Source organism: Arthrobacter sp. GMC3 (assembly GCF_002929305.1).
In the GTDB taxonomy this organism is placed as follows: domain Bacteria; phylum Actinomycetota; class Actinomycetes; order Actinomycetales; family Micrococcaceae; genus Specibacter.
Genome location: NZ_PJIO01000015.1, coordinates 66,326 through 74,958, shown reverse-complemented (window position 1 = coordinate 74,958; position 8,633 = coordinate 66,326). Strand labels below are relative to the sequence as shown.

Below are 8,633 nucleotides of genomic sequence, written 5' to 3'. Positions count from 1 at the left end.
GCGGATCCGGCGGTAGGCCTCGCCCCGGCTGAGCATCAGTGAGGTGGTGAGTAGTTCTACGGGTGTTTTGATGCCGTTCCGATCGAAGCGGCCGGCCTTGACCCGGTCGGCGAGTTCACCGGCGACCTGCACGCTCAGGCCTGTCAAGAATCGGCCCAGGTGCTCCAGGGTTTGTGCCCAGTCAACAACCGACGTGTCCGGCAGCGAGCCCAGGTCAAGACCGAACGGCGTCTTCACGGTGGCCCGCAGTCCGTCGGTGGCTGTCGCGTCGGGCTCGGCGGCGGCCCTGACCAACGCCGTGGCAAGAGCCAGTAAGCGGTGAATATGTCCACCACGGCTCGTACCGTTGCGTGTGGAGCCAGGATTACCCGGCGTCCTTGCCTTTGTTTCCATACCCTTCATTTTACGAGGAGGCACCGACATTCTTAGAAGATAGCTCCGTGAATGTGTGAAACTTTCACTGCTTACTAGGATGTGGAGGGCTCAAAGGACGTTCGAACCTCTGGCGGCTAAAGCCGCAAGGGTGGGTAAGGGGCATAGCCGAGTAAGCCTAGTGGATGCAGTAGATGCCGCTAAGAATGGAGAACTACCGCCATCGAACTAGAAGGCCGCCTGAGCAATGCCGCGGCGCTGAGACTCTACGAGTCAGCGGGATTCAAATGCTCGGGGAAGTTGGCGGCATATCCGCTTGACGGGGACCCGACGATTACTCTGGTGTTGAGCCAGCCCTAGGAAGTGCAGGACGGCCTGAAATCCATAGGAAACGGTGAGGTTGGCGGCGTACTCTAGACCTCAATCGCCGCTGCGGCGACGTGCGGAAATCAGGAGAATGGGGAGCGGGTGACATACATGCTGAAGGGTGTCGGGGGAACCGTTCTTGACCATTCGCGGAAGACGCTGGAACTACGAAAAGCCACAAGCCAGAGTGTTGGAAGTTGGCGTGGATACAGCCCCCTTGTGGCGGGGCTGCTAGTTGTGATGCTGGCCGGATGCAGCCACACCACCGCACACCCAGACACCTCGGGACCTGCACTTCATGGCAATGTGGTGGTCATTGGCGACTCGCTCAGCACTGGCTTCGGAACATCCCCGGAAGACGCCTGGCCGTTGCTGATCAACACCGGCACTCAGGAATCCGGGAAAACCGCCAATATGGTCAATGCCGCAGAAAATGGCAGCGGCTACGTTAGCGTCGGCGAGAACAGTTCCACCTTCGGCTCGCAGGTGACGCAGACGGTTGCCGCCGACACCCAACTAGTATTGTTTTTCGGCTCCGGGAATGACGTTGGCGTGGAGGCATCAGAAATCGCCGCCGCGGCCACTTCCGCCTATGCCGGTGCCAAGGCACAGGCTCCTCACGCCGAGATCCTGGTGGTAGGGCCGCCGTCGTACGCCGATGAACCCGATGCTGGCACCCTGGCAGTAAGGGATGCGCTCAAGGACGCGGCCACGACTGCCGGGGTGGCCTTCGTGGATCCCATCTCGGCCGGCTGGTTCCGGAGCCACACTGCGGAACTAGTGGGCCCGGACGGTGTGCACCTCACTGTCGCGGGAGGACACTACGTTGCAGGGAAAATGGAACAGCTGATGAAGAATGAGATGAACCAGCGGTCGGCTCCCTCTGTCTCCGCTTCGATACCAGCCGCCTCGAGGAAGTGAACATGCCGGAGAACCGTTCATCAACCAAGCCCGAGTTGTTGGCCACTGACCACCGCATCATGGTTGGCGGAACGGAGCGGACGTACTCTCAGGTCACCGCGGCCCCCTCCCGTGGGCAGGGAAATCCGAACGATGCGACGGAGATTTCCGCTGTGCTGATCTTCTTGCACGGATCCAGCCAGACTGGGCAGAAAGTGCGTGCCTTTAGCGGGAACAGCCTGGACGAACTTGCCGAGAGTAGCCGGGTGGCTGTCGTCTATCCCAACGGACTGAAGAAGCTCTGGAACCATACTCGCAGCGGTGGCGGAGCTGCTGACGATGTGGCCTTCATGGCGGCTCTGGTGGATCACTTTCGCCGCCAGCATCGCGATATTCCTGTCATCGTTTCCGGTTACTCCAATGGAGGGCAGTTGGTGATCCGGCTGATCCATGAAATTCCCGAAAAGTTCGACGGCGCCGCCATCTTCAGTGCCACTCTTCCCCGTGCTGGTGGGCTGGCTTTTGCCGACAAGATGCTGCCCTTGCCCGTCGTTATGATGCACGGAACAAGGGACTTGGTGGTTCCGTACCGCGGTGATGCCGGATTCTTGGGCCTGGGATTTAGAAACAGGGGCCCATCGGCGCCGGAAACGGCACAGTATTTTGCCGCCCGCAATGGGATTACGGCACCGCCGCGGGAATCACGGTTGCCGCACCGGGCCGAGAGCGGGCGCACCTCTGTCACTCTTACCAGTTACGAACAAGCAGGCCGCGACCCGGTCAAGCTGTACACCGTGGTGGGTGGCGGCCATGTAGTCCCCAATCGGCATAAGAAGCCGATCTTTGTTCTCGGCAGATCTACCCAGGACATCAGTGCCATCGACGCCTTGGTGGAGGCCTTTCCGGCTCTCAGAGGTTGAGGGCGGATCGGCAACGAGCTACTAGCGCACAGTAAGTGCGGCACCCACAACGCCGGCTTTGTTAGCCAAAAGAGCTGGCACCACAGGAGTCCGCAGAGATAGATGAGGCAGAAATTCCTCATGTCGCACGGAAATGCCGCCGCCCAAGATGACAAGATCCGGAGAGAAAAGGAACTCCACATGGGAGAGGTACTCCTGGAGGCGCAGAGCGTACTCCCGCCAGTTCAGTCCATCCCGTTCGCGTGCGACGGCGGATGCCTTGGCTTCTGCTTTCATCCCACCAATCTGCAGGTGTCCCAGTTCAAAGTTGGGGACCAGAACGCCGTCGACCACCAGGGCCGAACCTATTCCGGTGCCAAGGGTGAGCACCAAAATGACGTGCGGGTCACCGTTGTTGCTGCCGCCGGGGTCAATCGCTGCACGGTGGGCGACCTCCGCCAGACCAGCGGCGTCGGCGTCGTTGGAAACCGTTACGGGGCAACCCAGCCGCCGGCTTAGAAGTTCAACGACATCACATCCGAGCCATTCCGGGCTGATGTTGGCCGCCGAATGGGCAACACCGTGGCGGACCACCGCTGGTAAGGCCACACCCACGCTCGAATCCAGTGGCAGCCCGCGGAGTCGAACCTGCGCCAGTATCTCCGCCAACACGGTGGCCACGGCATCGGGCGTGGCCGGGGTCGGGGTGGGAACTTCGCCGATGTCACCATGCAGCGTGCCGTCCGCGGTGTCAACCATGGCGTACTTGATGGCAGTCCCGCCCACGTCGATGCCCAGTCGCAGGGAGGTGACGGGGACATCGCGCTCCGCGATGGCAAGCATGCTGGTGGTCAAATCGGTTCCTTCGAAATTGGTGCTGGGTTCCAGACAATTGAGGGGGACACATCCCCACGCCCTCCCAATCTTTACCGCGCTGGGCGCGATAAAGATTGGGCCCCTCGGGCGCGTGGGCCCAAGAGCTGGCCCCGCCGCCGCGGCGGACGGGTGTGACTAGACGAGCCAGGCGGTGGCTTCGGCCGGAAGTGCGCCGTCAACCAACGGAACGCTGCTCAGCACAACAGTGCCTGCCGGCAGCTCAACGGCCGTGGCGCCGAAGTTCGTGACAACATTCCAGCCGTTCGGGCGCACAAAGTGCAATACCTCCGGGTTGGTGTTTTCCACCCAGGACAGTTCCTCGTCGGCCTGGAGTTCGCGACGCAGTTCCAGTGCCTTGCGGTACAGGTTCAACGTGGACGTCGGATCGGTGTCCTGAACGGACGCGGCAACGCCGGCGAACCACTCGGGCTGTGGCAGGTGCGCCGGGACATCGCCAAAGCCGAACGACGTCGACTCTGCGGTCCAGGGCAGCGGCACACGGCAGCCGTCGCGGCCCACCTCGATGCCAGCATTGCGGAAGAACGCGGGGTCCTGGCGTTCGGCGGGCGCAATCTCGGAGACCTCGTGCAGGCCCAGTTCTTCGCCCTGGTACAGGTACGCGGAGCCGGGCAGCGCCAGCATGAACATGGTGGCCGCGCGGGCACGGCGCAGGCCAAGCTCACGGTCAAGCTCGGATTCGTTTCCGCCGGCCAGCAGCCAAGCTTTGCCGTCCTGGCTCTTGGCGGCTTGCTCCTTGCCTTCTTCGTCCAGACCCTCAGCAACCACGGCGGGCAGGCCGTAGCGGGTGGCGTGGCGGACGACGTCGTGGTTGGAAAACACCCAGGTGGAGGACGCGCCGGTGGCGTCGGCCTCGGCGAGGTTCTTCGTCACGATCGAGGCAAACGCCTTGGCGTCGAAGTCGGCCATGAGCAAATCGAAGTTGAACGCCTGACCCAATCCCTTCGTGGAGGCGTAGCGGGCGCGGCGGCTCTGGTCCACCCAGGCTTCTGCGACGGCGGTGCGCGGCGGGTTGTACTCGTTGAACAAGGTGCGCCATTCGGCGTAGATCTCGTGCACTTCGTCGCGGTCCCACAGCGGGTTGGAGCCGTTGTTCAGCTTCTCCAGCTCGCGGATCTGGGCCTGCGACGGCAACGGCTCGGAGAGGTCCTTGGTTAGTGCATGCGCCACGTCGATGCGGAATCCGTCCACGCCGCGGTCGGACCAGAAACGCAGGGTTTTCAGGAAGTCATCACGGATTTCGCGGTTGTCCCAGTTGAAGTCGGGCTGCTCGGAGGCAAAGAGGTGCAGGTACCACTGGCCATCCGGCACCTGGGTCCAGGACGGGCCGCCGAAGACCGAACCCCAGTCCGACGGCGGGAGCTCACCGTTGGCGCCTTGGCCGTCGCGGAAGATGTACCGGGCGCGGGCCGCGGAACCCTTTTCGGCGGCAAGGGCTTCCTGGAACCATGCGTGCTGGTCCGAGGAGTGGTTCGGGACGATGTCGACGATGAGCTTCATGCCGGCGTCGTGGATGGCGGCGGCCATCTCGTCGAAGTCGGCCAGGGTGCCCAGGCGGGGGTCAACGTTGCGGTAGTCGGCGACGTCGTAACCACCGTCAGCGAGTTCGGAGGGGTAGAACGGGCTCAGCCAGACGGCGTCGAGCCCGAGTTCCTTCAGGTAAGCCACCTTGGCGGTGATGCCCAAGATGTCGCCGAGGCCGTCGGCATTGGCGTCGTAGAAGCTGCGCGGGTAGATCTGGTAGACGGCCGCCTGGCGCCACCAGTTGGGATCGGCGGCCAGTGTGTCCGGGCTCAGGACGGAAAGCGGGGAAGCAGACATGGAGTATTCCTTAGATGTAGTGCGTTTTTGACGTGGATTCGAAGAGTGGGGCGTTATTTTACTGCGCCGCGCATGACGCCGGACATGATCCAGCGCTGCGCGAAAAGGTAGACCAGCAGAGTGGGAGCCAAAGCCATCAGGTAGGAGGCGAAAGCGAGGGAATAGTTGGTGTTGAACTGGCCCTGGAACAGTTGCTGGACCACAGGCAGGGTTTGCAGTGCCGGGTCCGCGATCAGCATTTGGGGGAGCAGGAAGTCATTCCAGGATCCTAGGAAGGCGAAGATGCCTACCGTGGCGCTCATGGGTGCAAGCAGCGGGAAGATGACCTTGCGGAACGTCTGCCAGGTGCTGGCACCATCGAGCCGGGCGGCTTCCTCGAGCTCGATGGGGATGGAGCGCAGGAACGCGATGAACAGCAGCGAGTTGAAGGAGATGCCACCCACAATGTGGATGAAGGCAACACCGAGAGGGTTATCCAGACCAAACATGGCAGTCTGCTTGATCAAGGGCAAGATCACCACCGGGAAGGGCACAAACATGGCCGAGAGTAAGTAGATATAGGAGAGCCGGAAGAATTTCCGGTCCCAGTTGCGCACAATGGCGTAGGCCACCATGGAGCTGGCGGCCAAGGCGCCCAGCACCGAAACGACGGTGATGAACGCGGTGGACATGAATGCCGCCGGGTAGTTGGTCATGACGAATGCCTGGGAGAAGTTTTCCCAGTGCGGATTGGCTGGCCAGGCAAATCCGGTACCCGAGGCTGCCTGTTCCGGGGATTTCAGGGCCATGCTGATGGTGAAGTACAGCGGCACCAAGATGGTCAGGGAGGCAACAAGCATCAGCGCCGTCATCCACCAGTTGATCTTGAAGCCTTCGCGGTTGGCGCGCCTGATTTTGATGGGGCGGGGTGTATCCAGTGGTGCGGTGTTCTTGAGCTTGGGGCGCAGTTCTGTCAGTGAAGTAGTCATTACAGTGATACCTCCCGGCGGCGCAGAATTTGCAGCTGCAGCAGCGAAATGATGAGCGTGATGATGAAGAAGATGATGGCGTTGGCCATCTGGTAGGAGTAGTCGCCGCCGGCAAAACCGGAGAAGATGCGCATGGCCACGGACTGCGTGGCTGTGCCGGGACCGCCGCCGGTCAAGGCAACGATGACCTCGTAGGTGCCCAGGTAGCCCTTGAATCCCAGGATGATGTTGATGACCACGTAGCCGGCGATCAACGGCAAGGAGATGTTGCGCAGCTGGCGCCAGGCACCGGCTCCGTCCAGGGAAGCTGCCTCGTACACGTCGGTGGAAATACTTTGCAGCCCCGCCAGGTAGATGATGGTGGCGCCCGGGGCCGCCTGCCAGACCGTGACAAACACGATGGCTACCCAGGCCCACTGCTCATTGGCCAGGATGCTGGTGGCTAACGGCTGAATGCCAAGGTTTTCGGCAATGGTGGGAAGAGTGTTGGAGAAGAGGAAATTGAAGACGTAGGCGATGATCAGCCCGGAAAGAACCATGGGGATGAAGTAGATGCCGCGAATTCCGGTTTTCCACTTGATCTTCGAATTCAAGCCCAGGGCCAGCAGCAGGGCCACCACATTCACCACAAGGGTTGCCACGATGGCGAAGAAGAAGGTGAACGCGTAGGAGGCCAGAATTTCCGGGTCCGTGAAAATGTTCTGGAAGTTCCGCAGTCCCACCATTTTCCAATCGCCGTAGCCGGCGTAGTTGGTGAAGCTAAAGAATCCGCCGATCAGGGCCGGTATGGTGCTGAACAAGGCGAACAGGACCAGAACCGGAATGATCATCCAGTAATACGTGGGATCCACTTTGCGGCGCTGGCTGGTTTTGGACTCAACAAGGGCCGTTGCTGGCGCGACGACGTCGGCTGGTGCAGTCATGATTTTCTCCTTCGAAGATCTAGGCGTTGCGCGCGGCAACGCGGTGCCAGGCGTCGTCGAGGGTGGTCAGGAATGCGTCGGCGTTTCTGTTCAACGCCAGCGTCTGGAAGTAGTTGTTGTAGGTGATGGCCGGAGGGAAGTAGTTGGTCACATTGAGGTAGTACTTTCCCTCGGCGATCAGCGGCGCGAGCCCGGCAATTTGTGGGTTGGTGGTCTTCTCCGCGCCCTTGAGAGGGGAGAAGGCAGAGAACTTCTTGTTGTACGCGTTGACCACTGACGGATCCATCAAGTAGCTGACAAATCGTTTGGCGGCGTCCATCCGGGGCGTGGAGCGGGCAATGGAAAACGTCATGTCCAAGGTGACCTGGGCCTGGGTTTGTGCCGGGTCCTCGCTGGCGGGCAGGGCAAAGGTGCCCACGTTTAGTGCCGGGTTGATGGTGGTCAGTTCCGACAGCGCCCAGGGGCCTTGCATGTACATGGCCGCTTCGCCCTTGGCGAAGGCGGCGTTGCCGTCCGTGTAGCCGCGCGAGCCGGCATCCTTCTGTGTGAAGCCAAGGATCTCCAGGAACTTATCGGCGACAGACTTGAAGTCGGTGCTGAAGGAGACGTCCTGGCTGTTCTTCAAATCCTGGGCGGTCATCGGCATGCGGGAGAAGAAATCTGCCAGATCCTCGGTGCCTCCGGCGACATAGCCGAACGGCTGGCCCAAGGTCCAGGAGTCCTTGAACGTGCCGTACACCGGGGTTAGTCCGGCAGCGGTAAACGTTTTGCACGCGGCGAGGAACTCACTCCAGGTGGTGGGAACATTCACGCTGTGCTTGGCGAATAGGTCCTTGTTGTAGATGACGCCGGCAGCGGCCAAGGAGAACGGAAGTGCGCTGAGTTCCGAGCCTTTGTACCGGCCAAAGGAGTTGATCAGTTCTAGAGCTTTGGGGTCCGCATTGGCAGCAGCGGGGAGATCGGAGAGGTCAGCGAAGATGCCCTTTTTGGTGAAGTCCGCTGTGGTGACCGAGTAGGCGTTGGTGACAACGTCTGCGGGGTTGTCGCGGATGAGGCCTGGAACCCAGTTTCCTCCGTTGAAGTCCTGGACCACCCTGATGTCCGGGTTCTTGGCCTCAAAATCCTTGATGAGGCCGTTGAAGTAGTCCACCACCTCGGGCTTGCCCTGCTGCAGGCGGATGGTGGTGATGGAATCTGCCTTGGCGGGGGAGCAAGCAGGCAATGCCAGGGCCGCTATTCCAACACCGGCCATCGTCAAAAGGCTCCGACGATTAATTGCTGAGGGGCTCACTGGGTGAGACCCGTGACGGCGGTGCCAGGGCGGTGCGTGGCGCCGAGCCGGCAAGCATGGTGGCTTGTGGCGTTGGGGTAAACGGCCTTCATTAAAAAACTCCTTTGTTCTTCCGGGCAGAGGTCCTGTGGTGTCTCGCGAGGGCGGCGACACTCGACCGGCAATAATTCACGGTCTTTATTTAGACCATAAATTTATA

8 protein-coding genes are annotated in these 8,633 nt (G+C 61.1%); 2 read left to right on the top strand and 6 right to left on the bottom strand.

What is annotated here, in order from left to right; all coding sequences use genetic code 11:
* The coding region (locus tag CXQ94_RS18555) for a hypothetical protein (protein WP_146070356.1) at positions 1-393 on the bottom strand (393 nt) is incomplete at its 3' end.
* Between the two features lie 456 nt (positions 394-849).
* Here CXQ94_RS18555 and CXQ94_RS18550 point away from each other — a divergent pair.
* A complete protein-coding gene (locus CXQ94_RS18550; protein ID WP_104092075.1) occupies positions 850-1,659 on the top strand; it encodes an SGNH/GDSL hydrolase family protein in 810 nt (269 codons plus the stop codon).
* 2 nt (positions 1,660-1,661) lie between these two features.
* Positions 1,662-2,558 carry a PHB depolymerase family esterase gene (locus tag CXQ94_RS18545; RefSeq protein ID WP_104092074.1) on the top strand — a complete coding sequence of 299 codons (897 nt, stop codon included), beginning with the start codon at positions 1,662-1,664 and terminating at the stop codon, positions 2,556-2,558.
* A gap of 21 nt (positions 2,559-2,579) precedes the next feature.
* Here the strand turns inward: CXQ94_RS18545 and ppgK are convergent, their stop codons facing one another.
* The 5 genes from ppgK to CXQ94_RS18520 form a co-directional block, all read right to left on the bottom strand.
* Complete coding sequence (gene ppgK / locus CXQ94_RS18540; protein WP_104092083.1) at positions 2,580-3,380, bottom strand: polyphosphate--glucose phosphotransferase; 801 nt, start codon at positions 3,378-3,380, stop codon at positions 2,580-2,582.
* Between the two features lie 168 nt (positions 3,381-3,548).
* Positions 3,549-5,252, bottom strand: a complete 1,704-nt coding sequence (locus CXQ94_RS18535) for a glycoside hydrolase family 13 protein (protein ID WP_104092073.1) — start codon at positions 5,250-5,252, stop codon at positions 3,549-3,551.
* A 53-nt stretch (positions 5,253-5,305) separates the two neighbouring features.
* Positions 5,306-6,220 carry a carbohydrate ABC transporter permease gene (locus CXQ94_RS18530; RefSeq protein WP_104092072.1) on the bottom strand — a complete coding sequence of 305 codons (915 nt, stop codon included), beginning with the start codon at positions 6,218-6,220 and terminating at the stop codon, positions 5,306-5,308.
* Positions 6,220-7,143, bottom strand: a complete 924-nt coding sequence (locus CXQ94_RS18525) for a carbohydrate ABC transporter permease (protein WP_104092071.1) — start codon at positions 7,141-7,143, stop codon at positions 6,220-6,222. The genes CXQ94_RS18530 and CXQ94_RS18525 overlap by 1 nt, the downstream gene beginning before the upstream one ends.
* A 19-nt stretch (positions 7,144-7,162) precedes the next feature.
* Entirely contained in the window at positions 7,163-8,395 is a 1,233-nt protein-coding gene (locus CXQ94_RS18520) for an ABC transporter substrate-binding protein (RefSeq protein WP_104092070.1), read from the bottom strand.
* Between the last annotated feature and the right edge of the window lie 238 nt (positions 8,396-8,633).